The organism is Rhabdonatronobacter sediminivivens, assembly GCF_013415485.1.
GTDB classification, from domain to species: Bacteria; Pseudomonadota; Alphaproteobacteria; order Rhodobacterales; family Rhodobacteraceae; genus Rhabdonatronobacter; species Rhabdonatronobacter sediminivivens.
The window spans coordinates 69,713-91,724 of sequence record NZ_JACBXS010000011.1; the positions used below are offsets into that span (position 1 = coordinate 69,713).

20 protein-coding genes are annotated in these 22,012 nt (G+C 66.0%); 3 read left to right on the top strand and 17 right to left on the bottom strand.

From position 1 onward, the window contains the following. Positions 1 to 43: 43 nt before the first annotated feature. From dnaA to HUK65_RS07350, 9 genes are all read right to left on the bottom strand, one after another. Positions 44 to 1,450, bottom strand: a complete 1,407-nt coding sequence (gene dnaA, locus HUK65_RS07310) for a chromosomal replication initiator protein DnaA (RefSeq protein ID WP_179905497.1) — start codon at positions 1,448 to 1,450, stop codon at positions 44 to 46. 505 nt (positions 1,451 to 1,955) lie between these two features. Next, positions 1,956 to 2,372 (bottom strand): 50S ribosomal protein L17, encoded by a 417-nt coding sequence (rplQ, locus tag HUK65_RS07315; protein WP_179905498.1) that lies wholly within the window; start codon positions 2,370 to 2,372, stop codon positions 1,956 to 1,958. A gap of 114 nt (positions 2,373 to 2,486) precedes the next feature. Continuing rightward, positions 2,487 to 3,503, bottom strand: coding sequence for a DNA-directed RNA polymerase subunit alpha (locus HUK65_RS07320; RefSeq protein ID WP_179905499.1), 1,017 nt, complete (start codon positions 3,501 to 3,503; stop codon positions 2,487 to 2,489). 118 nt (positions 3,504 to 3,621) lie between these two features. Further along, the gene (gene rpsK / locus HUK65_RS07325) at positions 3,622 to 4,011 is read right to left on the bottom strand and encodes a 30S ribosomal protein S11 (RefSeq protein WP_179905500.1); all 390 of its coding nucleotides are present in this window, start codon (positions 4,009 to 4,011) and stop codon (positions 3,622 to 3,624) included. A gap of 15 nt (positions 4,012 to 4,026) precedes the next feature. Then, positions 4,027 to 4,395: a 30S ribosomal protein S13 gene (gene rpsM, locus HUK65_RS07330; protein WP_179905501.1), complete on the bottom strand. Its 369-nt coding sequence runs from the start codon at positions 4,393 to 4,395 to the stop codon at positions 4,027 to 4,029. Positions 4,396 to 4,585: 190 nt separating this feature from the next. Then, on the bottom strand, positions 4,586 to 5,233 hold the full coding sequence (locus HUK65_RS07335; protein WP_179905502.1) for an adenylate kinase: 648 nt from the start codon (positions 5,231 to 5,233) through the stop codon (positions 4,586 to 4,588). Beyond that, positions 5,230 to 6,603 carry a preprotein translocase subunit SecY gene (gene secY / locus HUK65_RS07340; RefSeq protein ID WP_179905503.1) on the bottom strand — a complete coding sequence of 458 codons (1,374 nt, stop codon included), beginning with the start codon at positions 6,601 to 6,603 and terminating at the stop codon, positions 5,230 to 5,232. The genes HUK65_RS07335 and secY overlap by 4 nt, the downstream gene beginning before the upstream one ends. Positions 6,604 to 6,718: 115 nt before the next feature. Further along, positions 6,719 to 7,210 carry a 50S ribosomal protein L15 gene (rplO, locus tag HUK65_RS07345; protein ID WP_179905504.1) on the bottom strand — a complete coding sequence of 164 codons (492 nt, stop codon included), beginning with the start codon at positions 7,208 to 7,210 and terminating at the stop codon, positions 6,719 to 6,721. A 129-nt stretch (positions 7,211 to 7,339) separates the two neighbouring features. Beyond that, complete coding sequence (locus HUK65_RS07350) at positions 7,340 to 7,813, bottom strand: Lrp/AsnC family transcriptional regulator (RefSeq protein WP_179905505.1); 474 nt, start codon at positions 7,811 to 7,813, stop codon at positions 7,340 to 7,342. A 124-nt stretch (positions 7,814 to 7,937) separates the two neighbouring features. Between HUK65_RS07350 and HUK65_RS07355 the strand changes: the two genes are divergently transcribed. The 3 genes from HUK65_RS07355 to HUK65_RS07365 all read left to right on the top strand — a co-directional run bounded on the left by HUK65_RS07355 (position 7,938) and on the right by HUK65_RS07365 (position 12,083). Next, on the top strand, positions 7,938 to 9,131 hold the full coding sequence (locus HUK65_RS07355; RefSeq protein WP_179905506.1) for a cytochrome P450: 1,194 nt from the start codon (positions 7,938 to 7,940) through the stop codon (positions 9,129 to 9,131). Positions 9,132 to 9,249: 118 nt separating this feature from the next. Then, positions 9,250 to 10,635 carry a phosphohexomutase domain-containing protein gene (locus tag HUK65_RS07360; protein ID WP_179905507.1) on the top strand — a complete coding sequence of 462 codons (1,386 nt, stop codon included), beginning with the start codon at positions 9,250 to 9,252 and terminating at the stop codon, positions 10,633 to 10,635. Further along, a complete protein-coding gene (locus HUK65_RS07365) occupies positions 10,632 to 12,083 on the top strand; it encodes a mannose-1-phosphate guanylyltransferase/mannose-6-phosphate isomerase (protein WP_179905508.1) in 1,452 nt (483 codons plus the stop codon). Before HUK65_RS07360 ends, HUK65_RS07365 begins: the two co-directional genes overlap by 4 nt. Positions 12,084 to 12,275: 192 nt before the next feature. Here HUK65_RS07365 and HUK65_RS07370 read toward each other — a convergent pair whose 3' ends face one another. The 8 genes from HUK65_RS07370 to HUK65_RS07405 all read right to left on the bottom strand — a co-directional run bounded on the left by HUK65_RS07370 (position 12,276) and on the right by HUK65_RS07405 (position 21,995). Further along, complete coding sequence (locus HUK65_RS07370; RefSeq protein ID WP_179905509.1) at positions 12,276 to 13,523, bottom strand: MraY family glycosyltransferase; 1,248 nt, start codon at positions 13,521 to 13,523, stop codon at positions 12,276 to 12,278. A 214-nt stretch (positions 13,524 to 13,737) separates the two neighbouring features. Then, positions 13,738 to 14,613, bottom strand: coding sequence for a glucose-1-phosphate thymidylyltransferase RfbA (gene rfbA / locus HUK65_RS07375; protein ID WP_179905510.1), 876 nt, complete (start codon positions 14,611 to 14,613; stop codon positions 13,738 to 13,740). After that, on the bottom strand, positions 14,610 to 15,458 hold the full coding sequence (rfbD, locus tag HUK65_RS07380) for a dTDP-4-dehydrorhamnose reductase (RefSeq protein ID WP_179905511.1): 849 nt from the start codon (positions 15,456 to 15,458) through the stop codon (positions 14,610 to 14,612). Before rfbD ends, rfbA begins: the two co-directional genes overlap by 4 nt. Then, positions 15,455 to 16,498: a dTDP-glucose 4,6-dehydratase gene (rfbB, locus tag HUK65_RS07385; protein WP_179905512.1), complete on the bottom strand. Its 1,044-nt coding sequence runs from the start codon at positions 16,496 to 16,498 to the stop codon at positions 15,455 to 15,457. Before rfbB ends, rfbD begins: the two co-directional genes overlap by 4 nt. Positions 16,499 to 16,501: 3 nt before the next feature. Next, a complete protein-coding gene (gene rfbC / locus HUK65_RS07390) occupies positions 16,502 to 17,056 on the bottom strand; it encodes a dTDP-4-dehydrorhamnose 3,5-epimerase (RefSeq protein ID WP_179905513.1) in 555 nt (184 codons plus the stop codon). A 46-nt stretch (positions 17,057 to 17,102) separates the two neighbouring features. Beyond that, positions 17,103 to 18,413, bottom strand: coding sequence for an HlyD family type I secretion periplasmic adaptor subunit (locus HUK65_RS07395; RefSeq protein ID WP_179905514.1), 1,311 nt, complete (start codon positions 18,411 to 18,413; stop codon positions 17,103 to 17,105). Then, positions 18,397 to 20,610, bottom strand: coding sequence for a type I secretion system permease/ATPase (locus HUK65_RS07400; RefSeq protein ID WP_179905515.1), 2,214 nt, complete (start codon positions 20,608 to 20,610; stop codon positions 18,397 to 18,399). The genes HUK65_RS07395 and HUK65_RS07400 overlap by 17 nt, the downstream gene beginning before the upstream one ends. Further along, entirely contained in the window at positions 20,607 to 21,995 is a 1,389-nt protein-coding gene (locus tag HUK65_RS07405; RefSeq protein ID WP_179905516.1) for a TolC family protein, read from the bottom strand. Before HUK65_RS07405 ends, HUK65_RS07400 begins: the two co-directional genes overlap by 4 nt. Positions 21,996 to 22,012 lie beyond the last annotated feature (17 nt).

Here is a 22,012-nt window from a genome sequence, read left to right on the forward strand (position 1 = left end):
CAAAAATCCCGGCGCTACAAGGCTTTTCTGGCCTGCGCCGCGCCTAGCTCTGCAGCAGGCGGCGCAGAAGGTCCAGGTCCTCGCTCAACTGCTGGTCCGAGGCGCGCAATTCCTCGATCTTGCGCACACCGTGCATGATGGTCGTATGGTCGCGCCCGCCAAAGCGCCGGCCGATCTCGGGCAGGGAGCGCGAGGTCAACTCCTTGGCCAGGAACATGGCCACCTGCCGGGGCCGGGCAATGGTGCGCACGCGCTTGGGCCCCACGATATCCGACAGCCGCACGTTGTAGTGCTCGGCCACCTTGCGCATGATCTCCTCGACCGTCACGCGCTGCTCCGATGTGCGCAGGATATCGGCCAGGCATTCATTGACCAGATCCATCGAGATCTCGCGCCCCACCAGGCTGGCAAAGGCGAAGAGGCGGGTCAGCGCGCCTTCCAGCACGCGGACATTGGTGGTGATCCGATGCGCCAGAAACTCCAGCACGCCCCCTTCGATGATGATCCGGCCATAGGTTTCGGCGTATTGCTCGGCCTTCTGTTGCAGGATGCCCAGCCGCAATTCGTAATCGGTGGGGTGCAGGTCCACCACCAGCCCGCTTTGCAGGCGCGACTTGATGCGGTCCTCCAGGTCCTTGATCTCTCCGGGCGCGCGGTCGGCGGAAATCACGATCTGCCGGTTCTGGTCCACCAGGGCGTTGAAGGTGTGAAAGAATTCCTCCTGCGTGCCTTCCTTGCCGGCGATGAACTGCACATCGTCGACCATCAGCACATCGACCGAGCGGAACAGCCCCTTGAAATCCATCACCTGCTTGTCGCGCAGGGCGCGCACAAAGCGATACATGAACTGTTCCGCCGACAGATACAGCACCCGGAATTCCGGGCGCGAGGCGCGCAGCTCCCAGGCGATGGCATGCATCAGGTGGGTCTTGCCCAGCCCCACACCGCCATAGAGGAACAGCGGGTTGAAGGTCACGGGGCCAGCCTCGGCCACGCGTTTTGCGGCGGCATGGGCCAGGGCATTGGGCTTGCCCACCACGAAATTGTCAAAGCAGAAGCGACCGTCCAGGGGCGCGCTGTTGAGCTCGCTCTCCTCGGATGCGCGGACACTGGCCGGGGCGGCGTGTTGCGCGGGGGCGGTTTGGGAAGGACCCGCCTGCCCACCGTTGCCCTGCCCACCGTTGAGCTTTGCCCCGTTGGCGGGCGCAGCCCGGCTTACGCTGAATTCCACGCGCTGCGCATTCGCCCCCGCGGCATTGACGCTGTTCAGGATCTGGTCGCCATAGTTGCGTTTGACCCAGGTGGCCACGAAACTGGTCGGTGCCTGAAACCGGACCACGCCATCGGTCTGGTCACTGAAGGCAAGGGGTTCAATCCAGGCCTTGAAATGGTTCTCCCCTATGGTGCTGCGTAGGTCGCGGGCTGCCTGTTCCCAGATCTCGTTGTTCATCCTGTCCCGATCCGCTTTTCATCTCACCATGCGACGCCCGCCCAACCAGGCCCCCCCGCCACAAGGGCCGGACCCGTTCGGAAAAACCGTTCCCGCAGCCGATGCAACGCAAGGGCCGGGTATCAACGCGTTTTGAGATGGGGAGAGTGGACAACAAACCCGGTCCAGCCACGCCAAGGCCAGAGCACGGAAGTCTCCATAATCGTCGGAGCGGGCGCCATTCGGGCAGCCCGTGCCGCACATCGCCAGTCCCCCCAGGACGCCGCGAGTCGCCCCGGCAAGGTAGCAACAGCGCGCATCGCCCCGCAACCGAACATCAAACTTGACGCGAAGAAACCGTCATCCGAATCGGACGGCCTGTGACCGGGGGGCAACGATACCTGTCTGCGCATCACATCCGGGCAGGTTCGAAAGGACAAAGCGCGTCCAAAAGCACAATGCCCCGCTTGGGTGGCGGGGCAAAGCGTTTATTTTTCAATGTCTTGACCGGGTGTTCCGGGTCAGGTCAGGATGCCGATTCCTCGGCGTCCAGACGTGCGAGATCGGCCGCACCCTTGGCCGCGGGGTCGCGGTCCACGAATTCGATGATGGCCATGGGCGCCATGTCACCATAGCGGAATCCGGCTTTCAGAACGCGGACATAGCCGCCCTGGCGTTCGGCATAGCGGGGGCCCAGAACCTCGAACAGCTTGGCCACATGCATGTCCTGTTTCAGCTGTGCGGCCGCCTGGCGACGCGCGTGCAGATCGCCGCGCTTGCCCAGGGTGATCAGCTTTTCGACGATTCGCCGCAGCTCTTTCGCCTTCGGCAGGGTCGTCTTGATCTGTTCATGTTCGATCAGCGACCCGGACATGTTTGCGAACATCGCCTTGCGGTGTTCATGGGTGCGGTTCAGGCGGCGGTAGCCTCGTGCGTGACGCATTGTGTTTCTCCGTTACGTGTTTTGCTTTGTCCGGCAGCGCCTGCGTGAGCGCCGCTCTCCTTGGGGCGGAATGCCCGGTGTTTGGGGCCAGGCGCGTGGCCTGGCCCCGAATGCTCAGAACTGGTCTTCGAATCGCTTGGCCAGATCGTCGATGTTCTCCGGCGGCCAATCCTCGACATCCATGCCCAGATGCAGCCCCATGCCCGAGAGCACTTCCTTGATCTCGTTCAGCGACTTGCGCCCGAAATTCGGGGTGCGCAGCATCTCGGCCTCGGTCTTCTGGATCAGATCGCCGATATAGACGATGTTGTCGTTCTTCAGGCAGTTGGCCGAACGCACCGACAGCTCCAGCTCATCCACCTTCTTCAGCAGCAGCGGGTTGAATTCCAGACCGTCATCATCGTCCGCACCGCGGGCCGATTCAGGCTCTTCGAAATTCACGAAGATCTGCAACTGGTCCTGCAGGATGCGCGCGGCATAGGCCAGGGCATCGTCCGGCGTGACCGAGCCGTCGGTTTCCAGCTTCATGGTCAGCTTGTCATAATCCAGCACCTGTCCCTCACGGGTGGGTTGCACCTCATAGCTGACGCGCTTGACCGGCGAGAAGATGGCATCGATCGGAATCAGCCCGATGGGTGCATCTTCGGGGCGGTTCTTATCCGCAGCCACATAGCCCTTGCCGGTGTTGACCGTCAGTTCCATGTAGACTTCGGCGCCATCATCCAGGTTGCAGATCTCCAGATCCTTGTTCAGGATCTCGATCCCGCCCGAGGTGGTGATGTCCCCGGCCGTGACCGTGCCGGGCCCCTTGGCCGAGATCGTCAGCCGTTTGGGGCCATCGACATCCATCCGCAGGGTGACGTTCTTCAGGTTCAGGACGATGTCGGTGACGTCTTCGCGCACACCGGGCACCGACGAGAATTCATGCAGCACATTGTCGATCTGCACGGCGGTGATTGCCGCGCCCTGCAGCGACGACATCAGCACCCGGCGCAGCGCATTGCCCAGTGTCAGGCCAAAGCCGCGTTCCAGCGGTTCGGCAGTGACGGTGGCCCTGCGCGCGGGGTCTGCACCGGGGCGGACGTCAAGCTGCATCGGCTTGATCAGTTCCTGCCAGTTTTTATGGATCATGCGTGTCGCCTCCATTCCTGTCTGCTGCCCATGGATCCGAAGCAGCAGACGCCCGAGGGTCTTGAATGACAAAAGCGGGCCGCGCTGGTCGCGCGGCCCGGTCCGTGGCAGTGTCCGATCAAACGCGGCGGCGCTTGGGCGGACGGCAACCGTTATGCGCCATCGGCGTCACATCGCGGATTGAGGTGATGTTGAACCCGGCAGCCGCCAGCGCGCGCAGCGCCGATTCGCGGCCCGAGCCGGGCCCCTGCACTTCGACTTCCAGCGTGCGCACGCCATGTTCCTGCGCTTTCTTGCCCGCATCTTCGGCGGCCAGCTGCGCGGCATAGGGCGTCGATTTGCGCGAGCCCTTGAAGCCCATGGTTCCGGCCGAGGACCAGGCAATCGCATTGCCCTGCACGTCCGAAATCAGGATCTTGGTGTTGTTGAACGAGCTGTTCACATGCGCCACACCGGCGGCGATGTTCTTGCGTTCCTTGCGCTTGACGCGCGTCTTGTCACGAGCCATTGACCTGCCCTCCCCTTACTTCTTCTTGCCAGCGATGGCTTTTGCCGGGCCCTTGCGGGTGCGGGCGTTGGTATGGGTGCGCTGGCCGCGCACGGGCAGGTTGCGGCGGTGCCGCAGACCGCGGTAGCTGCCGATGTCCATCATGCGCTTGATGTTCATCTGCACTTCGCGGCGCAGGTCGCCTTCGACGGTCAGGTTGCCGTCGATGAACTCACGGATCGAAACCACTTCATCGTCCGACAGCTCGTTGACGCGGCGGGTCGGGTCGATCTTGAGCGTCTCGACGATGTGGTTGGCAGCGGCGGGGCCGATGCCATGGATGTAGGTCAGCGCGATGGGAACGCGCTTTCCGGTGGGGATGTTTACGCCAGCAATACGTGCCACGCGGGGATTTCCTTTTCGTTGCGGTTCCGTAGTTCCAGAACCTTTTTTCACAACACGCGGCCGACACACTCCTGCGCGCCTCGTGCATATTGGACAACGCGAATCGCACGGATCACCATTCGGCAAGCCCGTGCGATTCCCGATGAGAGCGCTTCGCCTATGGGTTTTTCAGCGCAAGGTCAAGAGCGCTTCAACCGCCGTTCAGAACGGCGCCGATTTCCGCCGAAACCTGGTCCATCGGCGCCATGCCATCGACCCGGCGCAGGCGGTCATGGGCGTAGTAATAGCCCAGCAGCGGCGCGGTCTGCTTGTAATATTCCATCAGCCGGCGGCGCAGGGCGTCTTCGGTGTCATCGGCGCGGCGCTGCATGTTGTCCGAGCCACAGACATCGCAGATGCCGGGCCTGACGGTGGGGCGGGTGCGGTCGTGATAGACCTCGCCGCAATCGCCGCAGGTGAAGCGCCCGGTGATCCGGTCCACCAGCGCCTCGTCATCGACGCGCATTTCCACCACGGCGCTGATCTGCTGGCCCGTGCGCTCCAGCAGATCACCCAGCGCATCGGCCTGGGCCAGCGTGCGCGGGAAGCCGTCAAAGATGGCGCCCGCGCCGTTCAGCGTGTCCAGCTTCTCGGCAATCAGGCCGATGACGATCTCATCGGTGACCAGTTCCCCCCGGGCCATGACATCGGCCACGCGCTGGCCCATCTCGCTGCCGCTGGTCTTGGCCTCGCGCAGCATGTCGCCTGTGGACAGCTGCACCATGCCACGTTCAGCGACCAGCCGCTTGGCCTGGGTGCCCTTGCCCGCCCCGGGCGGTCCGATCAGGATGATGTTCATCGCCGCGAAGGCCCCTTCGGTTTGCCATTCCCGCCACGGTTGCGGCGCTTGCCGCGCAGTTGCGATTTCTCCAGCAGCCCTTCGTACTGATGGGCCAGAAGATGCGACTGCACCTGATTGATGGTGTCGATGGTCACCACCACCACGATCAGCACCGAAGTCCCGCCGAAATAGAACGGGATCGCCAGCTGGTCGCGCAGGATTTCCGGCAACAGGCAGACCGCCGCCAGATAGATCGCCCCCACGGTGACGATCCGCACCACCACGTAATCCAGATACTCTTGGGTGCGCTGGCCGGGGCGGATGCCGGGGATGAAGCCGTTCTGGTTCTTCAGGTTATCGGCAACTTCCTCGGTCTTGAAGGACACATGCTGGGTGTAGAAGAAGGTGAAGAAGATGATCATGGCGGTGAAGAACAGCAGATACAGCGGCTGCCCGGGCCCGAAATAGGCCAGCAGGGTCGCCATGAAATCGCCGGTCTGCTGCCCCGAGAACGTGGCCAAGGTCACCGGCAACAGCAGCAGGGACGAGGCAAAGATCGCCGGGATAACGCCCGCCGGGTTCACCTTGATCGGCAGATGCGAGGCGCCGCCGTCGAACACCTTCATCCCCACCTGACGGCGCGGGTACTGGATGGTGATCTTTCGAAGCGATCGCTCCATGAACACCACGAATGTGATCACCGCCACAACCATCAGCAGGATGCCGATGATGATGGCGGGCGCCAGCTCACCGGATCGCCCCTGGCTGAAGAACTGTGCAAGGGCTGCCGGGATTTCGGCAATGATGCCGACAAAGATGATCAGCGAAATACCGTTGCCGATGCCGCGCGCGGTGATCTGCTCACCCAGCCACATCAGGAACATGGTCCCGCCCACCAGCGTGATGATGCAGGCAATGCGGAAGAACCAGCCCGGATCGGTGACCAGATCCCCGGCTTCCAGGCTGACGGCCAGACCATAGGACTGGAAGGTGGCCAGCACCACGGTCAGATACCGGGTATACTGGTTGATCTTCTTGCGGCCCTGCTCGCCCTCTTTCTTCAGCTGCTGGAACGAGGGCACCATCGCCGTCATCAGCTGCACGATGATCGCGGCCGAGATATAGGGCATGATGCCCAGCGCGAAGATCCCCATGCGGGAAATCGCGCCCCCGGTGAACATGTTGAGCATGCCCCCGATGCCGGCGGCGGCCTCGTCCATGAATTCGCGCAGGGCGATCCCGTCAATGCCGGGCACCGGGATATAGGTGCCGATGCGATAGACAATCAGCAGCCCCAGCGCGAAGAAGATGCGGCGGCGCAGGTCGGTTGCCTTGGCCAGTGCGCCCCAGCTGGAGTTCGAGGCCAGTTGCTCTGCAGCAGATGCCATATGCGCGTCTCTTTCATGTCGGCGCCGCCGAACCGGTCCCCGGTCGGCGGCGCGGAAAACCATGAGGGAAGATGTAAGCCGCCGGGTTGCGGCTCACAACCACTTAATCGGCCTCTTATGCGGTGGCCGCCTCTTCGGATTTCGGCGCCGGCTTGACAAAGGCCACCGAACCGCCCGCCTTTTCGACCGCGGCCACGGCGGCACCCGAGGCCCCGGTGACCACCAGATCGACCTTGGCGCTGATTTCGCCCTTGGCCAGAACGCGCACGCCATCCCGCTTGCGCCGCAGCAGGCCCGAGGCCACCAGCGCGTCTTCGGTGATCGGTGCGCTGGCATCCAGCTTGCCAGCAGCCACGAATTTTTCGATCAGGCCCAGGTTCACAACGGCAAATTCGCTGCGGTTGGGCTTGCTGAAGCCGCGCTTCGGCAGGCGGCGGTACAGCGGCATCTGGCCGCCCTCGTATCCGCCCAGCGCCACGCCCGAGCGCGATTTCTGGCCCTTGATCCCGCGGCCAGCGGTCTTGCCCTTGCCCGAACCGGGGCCGCGGGCGATGCGTTTCTTGGTTCTGGTTGCGCCGGGATTGTCGCGCAGTTCATTCAGTTTCATGTCGCTTCTCCTTTGCCGGAAACACCCCCGAAGCGAAACAGGGCGCACGCGGCTTGACATATGACGTGACGGCCCCTTGTCAGACAAGGGCCCGTGGGCCCAGCCTATAGGGGGGAATGGCGCCAAAGGTCAAGGCCGGGTTGGCTGCGCCTCCAGCACCCCCTTGCCCCGGCGGTGATCATAGGCGACCGAGGTCTCATAGCCCGTGATCTCCTCCCGGGCGGACAGCGCGGTATAGGCGATGGATTTCAGGTGGTCCATGTCCCGCGCCACCAGGCTGACCACCAGATCATAGCGCCCGGTAACCAGAAACACCTCGCGGATCTCGGGCACGGCGACCAGGTCATCCATCAGCGCATCGATCCGCAACTGCCCGGCCTTGGAAATGGTGACGAACAGCACCGCCGCCAGCGGATATCCCAGCGCCTGCGGGTCCAGCAGGGTTTCGGTGCCGGTGATCACGCCGTCGCGCCACAGCCGCCGGATGCGTTCATGGCAGGAGGATGGCGCCAGGCCCACCGCGGCGGCGATCTGCTTGTTCATCAGCCGCGCATCATTCTGCAAGAGCCGCAGAATCTCGATATCTGTTCGGTCCAACGGCATTCAGGCCTCATGACGTTCGAAATAGTTTCGATTGAGACGCGTTGCATCCTGCCTCAGCATAGGAATGCGCAGATGGCGCCGTCAATGGCGCCGCCGCACCATCAGCCGATGACGGAGAGGACCGATGCAGGACGATACACTGGCCAAGGTGCCGTTTCTGGACCCGGCGGATCCGTCGTTTTCGGTCCGCTCGCAGGCCGTGCGCGCCGCCCGCGAAGAAAGCTGGTATGCGCGCACGCCCTACGGTCTGGCTGTGCTGCGCTATGCGCCGATGAAAGAGCTGATCCTGCACCCGGCGCTGCGGCAGGGCTCCCATCGCTGGCCGGACCATTGCGGGGCCACGGGGCTTTGGGCGCAATGGTGGAAGCGGATCGTGCTGAATGTCGAAGGGGCGGACCACGCGCGTTTGCGCCGTCTGGCCATGCCCGCGTTTTCGCCGCGCCTGGTCAGCGGCCTGATCCCCGAATTCCAGCGCCTGTGCGATGCGCTGATCGCGGGGTTCGAACGCCATGGGCGGTGCGAGTTCATGGCCGATTTCGCCGAGCCCTATGCGGCGCGGGTGATCTGCGCGCTGGTGGGCGTGGAGGCGGCGCAAGCGCGCGCGCTGACCGATCAGGCGGTGCGCATGGGGCTGGCGCTCAGCGTCACCTATGCCCGCGACGAAGCCATTGCCGATGCGGCCATCGCCGAGATGTTTGCCTTCTCGCACCAGGTTGTTGCCGACCGCCGCGCCGCCCCCAAGGATGATTTCATCACCGCCCTGATCGGCGCCAGCACGGACGAACGGCTGAGCGAACAGGAGCTGCATGACATGATCGTGCTGTCGATCTTTGGCGGGATCGACACCACCCGCAACCAGCTGGGCCTGGCCATGGCGCAGTTCATGGACCACCCCGACCAGTGGCGCCTGCTGGGCGAAACCCCTGATCTGGCCCGCGCCGCTGTCGAAGAAGTGATGCGCACCCGGCCCACCGTCACCTGGGTCACGCGTGAGGCGGTGGAGGATTTCACCTACAGGGGGCTGGAGATCGCACAGGGCACCACGATCCATCTGTTCTCCGAATCGGCGGCGACCGACCCGGAGCATTTTGCGCCGGGCTTTGACATCACCGCCCGGCACAAACCGCATTTCGGCTTTGGCGGCGGGCGGCATCATTGCATCGGTTCACCTATCGCCCGCGGGGACATGACCGAGGCGTTGAAGATGCTGGCCGGGCGCCTGCGCAACCCGCGCCCCGACGGCCCCGCCGAATGGCTGCCTGAAAGCGGCAACACCGGCCCGCTGCGGCTGCCCGTCCGCTTCGATCCGTTGCGCTGACGCCGCGTCCCGGGGCGGTCACGGTCCCCCCGCAGCTTTTGTCTGGAACGGGCTGCACCGATGTTCTACGCAGGCAGGTATCCGATTGATCCTGCATGAATTGCGAACGGCCCCGCCCATGACGCTTGCCTGTTTCAGGACCTATGACATCCGCGGCCGTCTGGGCGTTGATCTGGACACGGGGATCGCGCGGCGGATCGGCCGGGCCCTGGCGCGCGGGATGCAGGCGCGCCGCGTGGTGCTGGGGCGCGATGGCCGCGCCAGTTCGGCCGAACTGGCCGAAGCGGTCGCCCGGGCCCTGGTGGATGAGGGCGCGGAGGTTCTGGAGCTTGGCCTCTGCGGGACCGAGGAAGTCTATTTCGCCACCGACCATTTCGGCGCGGATGCGGGGGTTTGTGTCACCGCCTCGCACAACCCGATCGACTGGAACGGGATGAAACTGGTGGGCCGGGGTGCGGCACCGCTGGACCCGGCCACCGATCTGGCCCGGGTGCGCGCCCTGGCCGAGCGCGATGATTTCGGCCCCCCGCGCCCCGGCGGGCAGCGCCGCGATGTCGCCGCGCCGGCCCGCGCCGCCTATGTGGACCGGGTGCTGTTTTTCATCGACCTTGAAGCGCTGACCCCCATGACCATCCTGGTCAATGCGGGCAATGGTGCCGCGGGGCCGACATTCGATGCCATCGCCGATGCCCTGGCCGCGCGCGGCGCACCCCTGCGGTTTGTGCGCATGCACCATGACCCGGACGGGCGCTTTCCCAACGGCATCCCCAACCCGTTGCTGCCGGAAAACCGCCCCGCCACGGCGCGTGCGGTGGTCGAACACGGGGCCGATTTCGGCGTGGCCTGGGACGGGGATTTCGACCGCTGCTTTCTGTTCGACCATCGCGGCGGCTTCGTCGATGGCGAATATGTCGTGGGCCTGCTGGCCGAGGCCTTCCTGACCCGCCACCCGGGCGCGCGCATCATCCATGACCCGCGCGTGATCTGGAACACGCGCGATATCGTCGCCCGCGCCGGGGGAGAAGCCGTGCAGGCCCGCACCGGCCATGCCTTTGTCAAACAGGCCATGCGCGCCAGCGGTGCGATCTATGGCGGCGAAATGTCGGCGCATCACTATTTCCGGGATTTCTGCCATTGTGACAGCGGCATGATCCCCTGGCTGCTGGTGGCCGAACTGCTGGCCCGCCGGGGCGCGGCGCTGGCCGATCTGGTGGCCGAACGGCGCGCGGCCTTTCCGTCCTCGGGCGAGATCAATTTCCAGGTCACCGACCCGCAAGCCGCCATCAGCGCCCTGCGCGCCGCATATGGTCCGGATGCGCAAGCGGTGGATGAAACCGACGGGCTGAGCCTGGACATGGGGGATTGGCGGTTCAATCTTCGGGCCTCGAACACCGAAGCGGTGTTGCGGCTGAATATCGAGACACGCGGCAGCGATCCGGCGCCGCTGGTGGAGGCTCTCAGCGCGCGGATCGCCCCGTTTCAAACTGAAAAGGCACAGCCATGACCGAGCCTGCGATCCATCCCGTCCTGCTCTGCGGTGGCTCGGGCACGCGGCTCTGGCCGCTGTCGCGCAAGAGCTATCCAAAGCAATTCGCGCCCCTGACCGGGGATCAGAGCCTGTTCCAGCAATCGGCCCTGCGGCTTTCGGGGCCGGGATACGCCGCGCCCACGGTGGTTACCGGGTCCGATTTCCGGTTTATCGTGCTGGAGCAACTGGCCGGGTGCGGGCTGACACCTGCGCGCACGCTGATCGAACCGGCACCACGCAATACCGGCCCGGCGATCCTGGCGGCCGCGCTGGACCTGCGCGCGCGGGTGGGGGATGTGCTGATGCTGGTGGCGCCGTCCGATCATGTGATCCCGGATGCCGAAAGCTTCCGCGCCGCCGTGGCCGCCGCCGTGCCTGCTGCGCGGGCGGGTGCGCTGGTGACATTCGGCATTGCGCCCGACCGCGCCGAAACCGGCTATGGCTGGCTGGAACTGGACAGCCCCCTGCCGCCGGACGCCCCCGCCGCCCCGCAACCGCTGCTGCGGTTCGTGGAAAAGCCCGATGCCGCCACGGCGCAGACGATGCTGGCCGAGGGGCGCTACCTGTGGAACGCGGGCATCTTCCTGTTTTCCACCGCCACCATCGTCGATGCCTTTGCCGCCCATGCGCCGCAACTGATGGCGGGTGCGCAGGCGGCCGTGGAGGGGGCCGAGGCCGATCTGGGCTTTACCCGGCTTGCGCCAGAACCCTGGGCGGGGCTGGAGGATATCTCGGTCGATTATGCGGTGATGGAGCGCGCGCCGGGCCTGTCTGTCGTGCCGTTTCGGGGCAAATGGTCCGATCTGGGCGGGTGGGAGGCTGTCTGGCGCGAATCCGGGCCGGATGCGGAGGGTATGGTCACCCATGGGGATGCCGTGGCCATTGATTGCCAGGACAGCCTGCTACGCGCCGAGGCCGACAGCCAGCGGCTGGTGGGGATCGGTCTGCGCGATATCGTGGCCATCGCCATGCCCGATGCGGTGCTGGTCGCCCACAAGGACCACGCGCAGGAGGTCAAGCAGGCAGTCGCCGCGCTCAAGGCCGCAGGCGCCCCGCAGGCCGAGGCCTTTCCCCGCGACCATCGTCCCTGGGGGTGGTTCGAAAGCCTGGCGCTGGGGCCGCGTTTCCAGGTGAAACGGATCGTGGTGCATCCGGGCGCGGCCCTGTCGCTGCAAAGCCACCACCACCGGGCGGAACATTGGGTGGTGGTCGAAGGCACCGCCCGGGTGACCATCGGCGAGAAAGTGCAGCTGGTCCCCGAGAATGAGTCGGTCTTCATCCCTCTGGGCGAACGGCATCGGCTGGAAAACCCCGGCAAGCTGCCGCTGACCCTGATCGAGGTTCAGACCGGTGCCTATCTGGGCGAGGATGACATCGTGCGCCATGAGGATGTCTATGCCCGGGGGCAAGGCGCCAAGGGTTGACGCTGAAAGCGCCCACGAGCCGCGCCCCACCCACCCTCCCGCGCGCCTCGTGGGCGCTGTTCGGTGCCGGTCGGCACCGAACCGGGTTCTGGTCTGGAACAGGCGCGCAAGGCGGTCCCGGCCCGCAATCTGTCCCTTTCGGATGCGGGGGGGGCGTGACCAGCGGCGCTAGGTTGTCGCCATGATGCTGACTCAGGCGCCGCCGCTGCCGCTGTAGGAGCCGACGAACTGCGGCTCCAGCCGTGGTTGAGGGCGCCGTGTGGATGTGGCCTGCAGTTTTTCCGGGCTGGCCGAGATCTGCGGTTCCTGCCGGGCGACGGCTCCAAGGGTGGGCTGGGTAACAGGGGCTGCGGGCTTCTTGCGCCGCCGCGTGCGGGCAAAGCGCGAGGTCACCCTGTGTAGCCAGCCGAAAACCAGCGCGTAAAAGATCATCGCCATCCAGGCCAGTGGCACGTTTTCCGACAGCAGCACCCCGGTGAAAACCGGGATAAGGATCAGCGGGGTCATGACAACCGTTGTCAGCGGGTTTGCCCGCTCGCGCCCGTTGCGTCCGACCAGCGCGATTTCAAGGCAGCGGCGGATCTTCTGGTGCAGATGGCGGCGGTCAGGCTCGAAGATCTTTTTCTTCCTGAGCACCCGAAACAGGATAGAATGCAGCGTATCGGCCACGGGCCAGAACAGGATCAGCACCAGAGCGGGGACCGAAATCTGGGGCGCATTGATCACCACCAGAAGCATCAGCCAGACCAGCAGATGACCCAACCCATAGGCCCCGGCATCGCCCAGCAACAGGCGGCATTTGGGCCAGTTCATCACCACAAAGCCCAGCGTCGATGCAGCCAGCACAAAGGCCAGCGCGCTGATATGGGGCAGCCCGGCGCCATGGGCCACGATGCCGATCCCCACGGCCGAGGAACTGACCGTCACCGCCCCCAGCCCGTTCATGCCATCGATCAGGTTGACTGCGTGACATAACCCTCCGGCAAACAGCACTGTCATGAACAGGGCCACCGGGATAAACGTCATCAACGCATCGAAATAGGGAATATGCGTGTGCGGCGCCCATTCGCCGAGCAGGACGATGCACAGGGCCGCTGACCCCATGGCGGCAAAGAACCGGGCCTTGGCGGGGATCAGGCGGCCAGAATCCTCGGACAGCCCTGCCAGCAGGACCGGCGCCCCCGCCACCAGAAGGATCAGCCCCACGGCATCATCGAAGCGCAGGGTCACATAGATCGCCCCGACCAGATAGGCGCCGAAGGCTGCAATGCCGCCCAGACGCAGCGGGTCATGGTCAAGCGAGGACTGGACCGCCTGGCAATCGCGCCGCTCACGCAGGCGCGGCCGGATTGCAGGTTCAAGCTTCAGAATCAGGCCGCTCAGGACAAGTGCCAGACCAAACACGCCAAGAAGTACGGGCAATAGCGTCAGTTCGGACATGTCGCACCTATTTGCCCAGGAAGTCCCAGCCTTTGGGTCGAAAAACGAGTCATGGAATCCATTTGCACATAGAAACGGCTTTCTCGATTAGCATAAGCCCTTTGACTTAGCTAGGTTGACTGATCAGTTTTATGACAATCGGACGCGCTGCGCCGCGGAATTGGGCATTTTTCCGCTTAAGGGCCGGGCCGTGCAGCCGCGCCAGGCGTGGGCGTCAGTCGGTTGCAAGCTGGTTCAGGTAGCTTCCATAGGCATTCTTGCCGAAAATCTGTGCACGGGCCTCAAGATCACCGCGCGTGATCCAGCCCTGGATAAAGGCGATTTCATCGGGGCTGCCCATCTGCAATCCCTGCCGCGCTTCAAGCGTACGGACGAAATTCCCGGCGTCCAGCAGGCTTTCATGGGTTCCGGTGTCCAGCCAGGCATAGCCGCGGCCCATGGTTTCGACGGTCAGCGCGCCGTCTTGCAGGTAAAGCTCCAGAAGGGTGGTGATCTCCAGTTCTCCACGGGCCGAGGGGCGGATGCCCGCCGCGCGCTCGGGCGCGGTGCCGTCGAGGGCGTAAAGCCCGGTGACGGCATAGTTCGAAGGCGGGATGGCCGGTTTCTCGATGATCCCGCGCACGGCGCCATCCGTATCGAAATCCACCACGCCGTAGCGCTCCGGGTCGGCCACCCGGTAGCCGAAGACCGTGCCCCCAGCCCCACGCGCATCGGCCCGGCGCAACAGGTCAGGCAGGCCATGGCCAAAAAAGATATTATCCCCCAGCACCATGAGCGAGCTTGCGCCATCCAGGAAATCGGCGGCCAGCAGATAGGCCTGGGCCAGGCCCTCGGGGCGGGGCTGGACAATCCAGGTGAACCGCAGCCCCCATTGGCTGCCATCGCCCAGCAGGCGCTGGAACTGGGCCTGATCCTCGGGCGTGGTGATGATGGCGATCTCGCGGATATCGGCCAGCATCAGCACCGAGAGCGGATAATAGATCATCGGCTTGTCATAGACCGGCAGAAGCTGCTTCGACACGCCCATGGTGATGGGGTAAAGCCGCGTGCCCGAACCGCCGGCCAGGATGATGCCCTTGCGTTCTGTCATGTCGCCTCTTTCAATTCCCGGATGACCTGGGCCAGCGCGGGTTGCCATTCGGGGCGCTGCAGGCCAAGGCGCGCGAGCCCCGCGCAATCCAGCCGCGAGTTCAACGGGCGCCGCGCCGGGGTGGGGTAATCGGTGGTGGGGATATCGATGATCCGGCAGTCCAGCCCCGCCTGCGCCATGATCGCGCGGGCGAAATCGGCCCAGCTGACATCCGGGGCACCGCTGAAATGATAGGTGCCGCTGGCGCGCGGGTCATCGCGCAGCGCCTGCGCAATCGTCAGGCAGGCGCGGGCGATGGCGCTTGCGGGAGTGGGGCCGCCGATCTGGTCGGCGACCACGCGCAGGCTGTCCCGTTCGGCCCCCAGCCGCAGCATGGTGCGGACGAAATTGCTGCCATGGGCCGAAAACACCCATGAGGTCCGCAGGATCGCATGCACCCCGCCCGCCGCGCGCACCCCGTCCTCGCCTTTCAGCTTGGTGCGGCCATAGACGCCCAGCGGCGCGGGAGGGTGGTCGGGGGCGAACGGGGCGCTGCCTGCGCCGTCAAAGACATAATCGGTGGAGATCTGGACCAGCGGCACGCCCAGCGCCGCGCAGGCGCGGGCCATGGCCGCCGGAGCCTCGGCATTGATGGTGTGGGCCAGGTCCGCCTCGCCCTCGGCCCGGTCTACGGCGGTATGGGCGGCGGCGTTGATCACCGCGGCGGGCTGCATCTGCAGGATCAGATCATGGCAGGCGCGCGGGTCGATCAGGTCCACCCGCTCCCGCCCGGCGCACAGCGCGGCCGGGTCTGCGCGGGCAATCTCGCGCGCGACCTGGCCGGTCTTGCCAAAGACCAGGATCACGCCCCCACCCCCAGCCGTTCGCCTACGCCCTGACGGGCCAGCAGCGGGCGCCACCAGGCCTCGTTCGCCAGATACCAGTCCACGGTGCGCGCCAGCCCCTGTTCCACCGTAACCGAAGGCCGCCAGCCCAGCTCCTGCCGGATGCGCGCGGGGTCGATGGCATAGCGCGCGTCATGGCCGGGGCGGTCGGGGACGAAGGTGATCAGATCGGCATAGCTGCCCTGCCCCCGCGGGCGGCGCGCGTCCAGCAGGGTGCAAAGCGTGCGCACCAGCTCCAGATTGCTGCGCTCATTCTCGCCGCCGATATTGTAGCTGCCCCCGGGCGTGCCCTGTTGCAGCACCAGCAGCAGCGCCTCGGCGTGGTCCTCCACATACAGCCAGTCGCGCACATTGGCGCCATCGCCATAGATCGGCAGGGGCTTTTCGGCCAGCGCGTTCAGGATCACCACCGGGATCAGCTTTTCGGGGAAGTGATAGGGGCCGTAATTGTTGGAGCAATTGCTCAGCACCACCGGCAGGCCATAGGTGTGGTGCCAGGCGCGCACCAGATGGTCGCTCGCGGCCTTGGAGGCGGAATAGGGGCTGCGCGGGTCATAAGGCGTGTCTTCGGTGAACTGACCAACGGGGCCAAGGCTGCCGTAAACCTCATCGGTGCTGATATGGTGGAAGCGAAAGCCTTCGGGGCGGCCCTGCGCCTGCCAATGGGTGCGGGCGGCCTCCAACAGGTTGAAGGTGCCGGTGACATTGGTGTCAATGAAAGCGCCCGGCCCGTCGATCGAGCGATCCACATGGCTTTCGGCGGCCAGATGCATCACCGCATCCGGGGCATGGGTGGCAAAGATATGCGCCAGCGCCGCACGGTCGCGTATATCGGCATGTTCAAAGGCATAGCGCGGGCTGGCGGCGACGCTGGCCACATTCTCCAGGCAGGCGGCATAGGTCAGCGCGTCCAGATTGACCACATGGTGCCCGCGCGCCACCGCCAGCCGCACCACGGCCGATCCGATGAACCCCGCGCCCCCTGTGACCAGTATCTTCACGCCCTATCCTTCGTATTCAAACGGCGAGTCAAACGCGTCGAACCCCGGGGCCTGCGCGTCCTTTTCCGACAGCACCGGGTCGCGCACGCCCCAGTCGATGCCCAGCGAATCCCAGCGCACGGCGCCATCGGCCTGCGGCGCGTAGAAATCGGTGCATTTGTAGATGATTTCCGTATCCGGCACCCGTGTGACGAAACCGTGCAGAAATCCGGGCGGCACCCAAAGCTGGCGGCCGTTCTCAAAGCTCAGTTCCACCCCCACCCAGCGCCCGTAATGGGCCGAGCCGCGCCGCGCATCCACCGCCACATCATAAAGCGCCCCGCGCCCGCAGCGCACCAGTTTGCCCTGGGCATGGGGTGGGGCCTGATAATGCAGGCCGCGCAGGGTGCCGGCGGCGGCGGAAAACGAGTGGTTGTCCTGCACGAAATCCGGCAGGTGCAGGCCGGCATCCTGAAGCGCGCGACGGTTCCAGCTTTCGCTGAACCAGCCGCGCGCATCGCCAAAGCGGCGCGGCGTCAGGATCAGAACGCCGGGAAGGGCGGTTTCCTCGATCTTCATGGGCTGGCCCCCTCTGGCCGCGTTGCAAGGGACGGGCCGCGCCGGGTTATTCGCGCAGCGCCCGGTCGCGCACCCGGACAACCGGCTGCGTCAGATACTCCAGCACCGTCTTGCGCCCGGCCAGAATGTCAACCTCGGCCACCATGCCGGGGATGATTTCCACCTCCACCCCGTCGGCATCCAGGAAATTGTCATCGGTGCGCACCTGAACGACGAAATATTCCTCGGGGTCGCGTTCGGAGCGGGTGACGGCATCGGCGCCGATGCGGGTGATCTCGCCATCCAGACTGCCATAGCGTGAGAAGTCATAGGCGGTGATCTTCACCTTCACCGGCTGGCCGGGATAGACAAAGGCGATATCGGCGGGGCGGACATAGGCCTCGACCAGCAGCGAATCATCCAGCGGCACAATCTCGATCAGATCCTCGCCCGCGCGGGCCAGCCCGCCCAGGGTGGAGCGGTGGATCCGGTTGACCACCCCGCGCACCGGGGCGCGGATGCGCGCGCGGTCGGCGCGGTCCTGCAACGCGGGCAGCGTGGGTTCCAGCGCCGCCAGTTCGGCGGTGGCCAGCGCCAGATCCGACAGCGCCGCCGCCCGGTAGCGCGAGCGCTGGGCGCGCATCTGGTCGTCGATTTCATCCAGCGCGGCCTGCATTCGCGCCAGCGTCGCCTCGGCGCGGGTCATGCGGCCCTGCAACTCGGCCTCCTGGCGGCGCAGTTCCAGCAGCGTGGTTTCGGGTTCGACCCCGCGCTCCACCAGCGGCGCCATGATCGCGCGCTCCTCGGCCAGCAGGGACAGGCTGGCTTCGGTGGTCTGGATATCCACCTGCGCCTCCTGGTGCTGTTCGCGCCGTTGCATCCGCTGACGCTCCAGAATGTCGACCTCGGACTGCAGCTCGGCCAGACGGCCATGGAAAAGCGCGGTTTCCGAACGCACCACCGAGGCCGCCCGCGTCAGCAGATCGGCCGAGAAGTCCAGATCCTCGCCATCGATTTCCGCCTGCAACCGTTCGATCCGGGCCATCAGCCCAAAGGCGCGTTGCTGTTCCTGGTCCAGCTGGCTGGCCAGTTGCGTACCGTCCAGTTCCATCAGGATGGCGCCTTCGTCCACCACCTCGCCCTCCTGCACATAGAGGGCCTGCAGCACGCCGGGTTCGGTGGCCTGGATGACCTGAATATCGCGCGAGGGGACGATCCGCCCCTCGGCCCGGGTCACATCGTCAATTTCCGTGCGCGCGGCCCAGACCGAGGCCGTGACCAGAAACAGGATGATGACCGCCAGCAGCAACGAGCCCCGCAGGGGCGAGGCGCCGCGCATCTCGCGGGCCAGACGCTCCAGATCATTGTGGCGTGCCATCTTCAGGTTCCTTCTGCGGCGCTGCGCCGGGGGCTGCGCCCTGCGGCGCGCGGCCCCGGGTCAGCAGCGATTTTGGCCCATCCATGCTGACCTTGCCCTGATCTATGACAATGATTCTGTCCACCAGCTCAAGCAAACTTGTCCGATGCGTGACCACCACCAGGGTGCGCCCCTGCATGTGCTCCTTCAGGGCGCGGATCACACCGGCCTCGTTCTGGACATCCATGGCGGCGGTGGGTTCGTCCATCAGCATCACCGGCGGGCGGCCCACCAGCGCGCGGGCCAGGCTGATCGCCTGTTTCTGCCCGCCCGAAAGCCCCTCGCCGCGTTCGGCCAGCATCAGGTCATAGCCCGAAGGGTGGCGCGAGATGAAATCTTCGACCCCGGCGATGCGCGCGGCTTCCAGGATGTCGCTGTCATGGGGGCGCACGGCGCCGATGGCGATGTTTTCGCGCACGGTCCCGGTGAACAGCCACACATCCTGCAGGACCGAGCCCACATTGCGCCGCAGATCGCCCGGGTCGATCTGGCGAATGTCGATCCCGTCCATCAGCACGGCGCCCTGCCGCGGCTCATATAGGCCCAGCATCAGCCGCGCCACGGTGCTTTTCCCGGACCCGATCCGCCCCAGCACCGCCACCCGCTCACCGGGCTTGATGGTGAAGCTGACGCCGCGCAGGGCGTCCACGCTCTGGTCCGGATAGGCGAAATGCACATCCTCGAAGGTAATCTCGCCATCCAGCCGGGGGCGCGAGATCCAGCTCTTGCCCTCGGGGCGTTCGCTGTCGGCCTTCATCAGCGCGTCCAGGCTGCGATAGGAGGTCCGCGCCTGGTTCAGCCGCGTCAGCGTCTGCGCCAGTTGCGCCAGCGGCGCCAGCGTCCGGCCGGTCAGGATCACGGCGGCGATCAACGCGCCCATGCTGACTTCGCCGGCGGTGATCAGGAACACGCCATAGAAGACGATCATCACCTGCGCGGCCTGCTGGGTGAATGCGGTGGCGTTGATGGCGAACTGGGTCACCGCGCGGCTTTTCAGCCCGTGGTCGGACTGGCGTGAAATCGCATCTTCCCAGCGGGCGCGCATCCGCCGCGCCGCGCCCACGGCCTTGATGGTTTCCAGCCCGGAAAGGGTTTCCACCAGCACGCCCTGCTTGGACTGCCCTTCGGCAAAGCTCTGTTCGGCCAGCCGGGCCAGTACCGGCTGCACCGCGATCCCCACGATCAACACCAGCGGCACGGCAATCGCGGGCACAATCGCCAGCGGCCCGCCGATCAGATAGATCACCCCGATGAACAGGAAGATGAAGGGCAGGTCCACCACCGCCACCAGCGTGGCCGAGGTGAAGAAATCGCGCAAGGTCTCGAACTCGCGCAGGGTGCTGGCCATGGCCCCGGTCGATCCCTTGCGCGCGCGCATCTGCATGTCCAGAAGCTGGTCGAAGATCCGTCGCCCCATCTCCATGTCGGCGCGTTGCCCGGCGCGGTCGATGAAACCTGCGCGCAGGGATTTGATCAGGAAGTCGAACAGCAGTGCGATCCCCACGCCTACCGTCAGGGCGATCAGCGATTCGATCGCCTCGTTCGGCAACACCCGGTCATAGACCACCATGATGAAGATCGAGGTGGACAGGCTGAGGAAGTTCGCCAGCATCGCCGCCAGGATCACCTGCGTATAGGACCAGCGGTTCTGCGCCAGCGTTGACCAGAACCAGTGCCCGCGCCGCCCGGCCACCTGCGCGGCGATATCCTCGCGGTGTTCGGGGCGCATGAGCAGGGCATAGCCCGTATAGACCCCGGCCAGCTTGTCGCGCGCGACCTCACCCAGGCTATCGCCCAAAGCGGGGTCATAGACCACCAGTTTTCCGCCCGGGCGCACATCATGGAGAACCACCGCGCGCTCGCCCTCCAGCAGCAGGATCGCGGGGGTCAGAACCTCATCAAAATCCGACAGTTTCCACCTGCCGAACCCCGCCTGCAGCCCGGCGCGTTCGGCGGCGGTGATGGCATCGCGCACGGCCAGGCCGCCCTGCGCCCCCGATTGCGCCGCGTGGATCGAGGCCAGCGTCATCGGCCGGTCCAGCGTGGCGGCCACATGCAGCAGGCAGGCCTCCAGCGGGCTGGTGGCGTCAGGGCCCGCGGGTTCTGCCTCTGCGCCGCCGCCCTCGGGCGTCTGGGGTGGGGGGCCCTGAGTATTCATTCGGCCACATGGGCCACAAGGCCATTGCCCGGGTCAATGCCGAAAGCATCCAGAATGTCGCCGGTCAGGCTGAGCGCGGCATAGCCGGTCAGCGCCAGCTCACGTTCCGCCGAAATCAGCGATTCGCTGGCTTCGAACAGATCGCGCTGGGCGTCCAGCAGGCCTGCAAGGCTCTGCCTGCCGATGGAGAATTGCTCGCGCGCGGCCTCGACCGAATCCTCATTGGCGCGGACGGCATCGCGGGCGGCGGCCAGACGGGCGGCGCCTGCGCGTTGGTCGGCGCGCAGATCGGCCAGGGCGCGGGCGATGTCACGGGTCAGGCTGTCACGATCGGCGATCAGGGCCTGCAGGCGGGCGTCGGCGGCGCGGATGGCGGCGGCCTGACGTCCCTGCGTTCCCAGGTCATAGTCGATTTCCAGGCTCAACGCGCCGTCCACCCGGCGGTCCCCGGCGCCACGCCGACCGGTTGCGCCGATGCTGATGGCCGGACGGCGCCCGGCGCGGGCGGTGGCCAGATCCGCTTCGGCCGCCTTGACGGCAGCCTGCAGGCTGCGAAGCCGCGGGCTGGCGGCAATGATCTGCTCATCGTTGCCCGCGGGCAGCCGGGGCGCCGTGGGCGGGGCGCCGATTCTGCCGGGGGGTGCTGCGCCAAAGGCGCGCTGATAGGCGGATTCCGCACGATCCACGCGGGCCTGCGCCTCGACCGCGCGGGTGGTGGCATTGGCCAGCCGTGACCGCGCGGTCAGGACATCGGGGCCCGCGCCCGCACCTGCGGCGGCACGGTCCTCGACCTGCTCCAGAAAGCGCTGATGGGTGGTCTGGTTGCGCCGCGCGAGGTCCAGCCGCTGCCGGGCCGCGCGCAGATCATGATAGGTTTCCACGGTTTCATAGGTGCTTGAGGCCAGGGTCGACAGGCGGTCGCTCTGGCTCTGGATCACACGCGCCTGGGCGGCGGACCGCCGCCCGGCACTGGCCCCGCCGTCAAAGATCAACTGGCGCACCCGCAGCAGAGGCGTTGCCTGGGACGTTCCGGCCAGGGTGGTGGTGGCTTCGGCCCCCAGCGACACCTGCGGCAGGAAGGCGCCGGATTCGGCCTGCAGGGTCGCCTCGGCCTCCTGCACGCGGGCGCCCGCGGCGGTGCGGTCGGGGCTGCTGCGCACGGCCTGGGCGATGCTGCGGCCAAACGGCGTTTGCGCCAGTTCGGTGGACACCCGTGGGGCGCTGCGGCTCGGGGGGGCTTCCTGCGTGGCGGCTTCGTCGGCTTCGGTCGGGGGCGATCCCTCCGGAGGGGAGCCTGCCGCGCAACCGGCCAGCAGGGCAAGGCCCGTCAGCCCTGCGACAAGGCGCAGCCTGCGGTCTGGTCTCTGGGCGCGATCAGCGGTCATCAAAATGGTGGCCTTTC